1 protein-coding gene is annotated in these 1780 nt (G+C 47.6%); it reads left to right on the forward strand.

What is annotated here, in order from left to right:
- Window positions 1-238: 238 nt before the first annotated feature.
- Entirely contained in the window at window positions 239-1633 is a 1395-nt protein-coding gene (locus SLU01_RS17805) for an IS1182 family transposase (RefSeq protein ID WP_147060867.1), read from the forward strand.
- The last annotated feature ends 147 nt before the right edge of the window (window positions 1634-1780 follow it).

Here is a 1780-nt window from a genome sequence, read left to right on the forward strand (position 1 = left end):
CAGACTGTAGACAAACACCTTGAAATTTGGTGTTGCCTGCAGTCTTTTTTCTTTTAAAATAGAGATATAGTTAGAAATGTTGATTTCCGCTGCGAGCGGACGCGTTCCGCGGGCACGGCTTCAGCCGCTTCCCTCGCTGCGCTCAGTCCAGGGTCTTCAGCTCGCGCTGTTCCCGCTGGAGTCGCCGCTCTCCGCTTCAATCAACGGTGTTTCCTATTAAATGAATGAGGTGATGGAAATGATGACGAAGAATCAAATCAATGAACGCGAACAGTTTGAAATGCTGACAATAGAACAGTTGGTTCCTCATGACCATCTGGTGCGCAAACTGGATGCGGCACTTGATTTTTCCTTCATCTATCCATTAGTAGAAGATCTTTATTCAACCATTGGGCGACCTAGCATAGATCCTGTCGTACTCATCAAGATGACATTCATTCAGTATACCTTCGGCATTCGCTCCATGCGCCAGACAATCAAGGAAATTGAAACGAACGTGGCGTATCGCTGGTTCCTAGGCTTTGGCTTTCATACAGAGGTTCCTCATTTCTCCACGTTCGGGAAGAATTATGTCCGTCGATTCGCAGATACTGATCTGTTCGAGCAGATCTTCTATAAAGTGCTAAACGAGGTGGCAAACCATGGGCTTCTCAGCCCAGAACATGTCTTTATTGATTCTACCCATGTGAAAGCGAGTGCGAATAAGAGAAAGTTTGAGAAGAAGGTTGTTCGTAAGGAGACGCGGGCTTATGAGAAGAGGCTCCAGGAGGAGCTCAACGTGGATCGGGAAAAGAATGGGAAGAAACCATTCCCGCCGGAAAAATTTGAAAAGGAAGAGTACAAGGAGATTAAGGAGTCAACAACAGACCCGGAAAGTGGTTATTACGTTAAAGATGAACGGACAAAGCAATTCGCTTATTCTTTTCACGCTGCCACGGACGAAAAGGGATTTGTACTCGCAAACATCGTCACGCCAGGGAATGTCCACGACAGCAATTTGCTTGAACCATTAGTCCAGAAGATCATCGAACAAGTAGGACGTCCAGTCGTCGTTGCCGCTGATGCAGCCTACAAAACACCAGCCATTGTCAACTTCCTTTTAGAGAATCAGGTTCTTCCTGCACTTCCTTACAAACGACCAATGACAAAAGAAGGCTTCTTTAGAAAACACGAGTATGTCTATGACGAGCATTTCGACTGCTATCTTTGTCCGGAAGGACAGGTTCTTACATACCGAACAACCACGAAGGAAGGATACCGGCAGTATGCTTCGACTCCTTCTATCTGTTCCGTGTGTCCAGTCATTGGCCAATGTACGCAAAGTAAGAATCAGCAAAAGATGATTCAGCGGCATATCTGGCAGGACTATTTGGATGTGGCTGAGGACTTGCGACACAACCATGAAATCAAGGAAATATACGGAATGCGCAAAGAGACGATTGAGCGCGTCTTTGCGGATGCAAAAGAAAAGCATGGCATGCGATGGACAACCCTCAGGGGACTAAAAAAAATGTCCATGCAGGCGATGCTGACTTTTGCTGCCATAAATTTGAAGAAGCTGGCCAGTTGGACATGGAGAGCGCCGGCTCTGAAGACTGAAATGATGCCCCTGTCTCAAGGGATCTCCAGTTGATTGGAGTGCAGGGCGGCGACTCCTGGGGGATCAGCGCAGCGTGAAGACCCCGCAGGAGCGAAGCGACGAGGAGGCTGAGGGCAAGCCCCCCGGAAAGCGTCCGCCCGAAACGGAAATCAACGTTATTTCAGTCTACTAACAATTAAA

This window comes from Sporosarcina luteola (assembly GCF_007991495.1).
Classification (GTDB): Bacteria; Bacillota; Bacilli; order Bacillales_A; family Planococcaceae; genus Sporosarcina; species Sporosarcina luteola.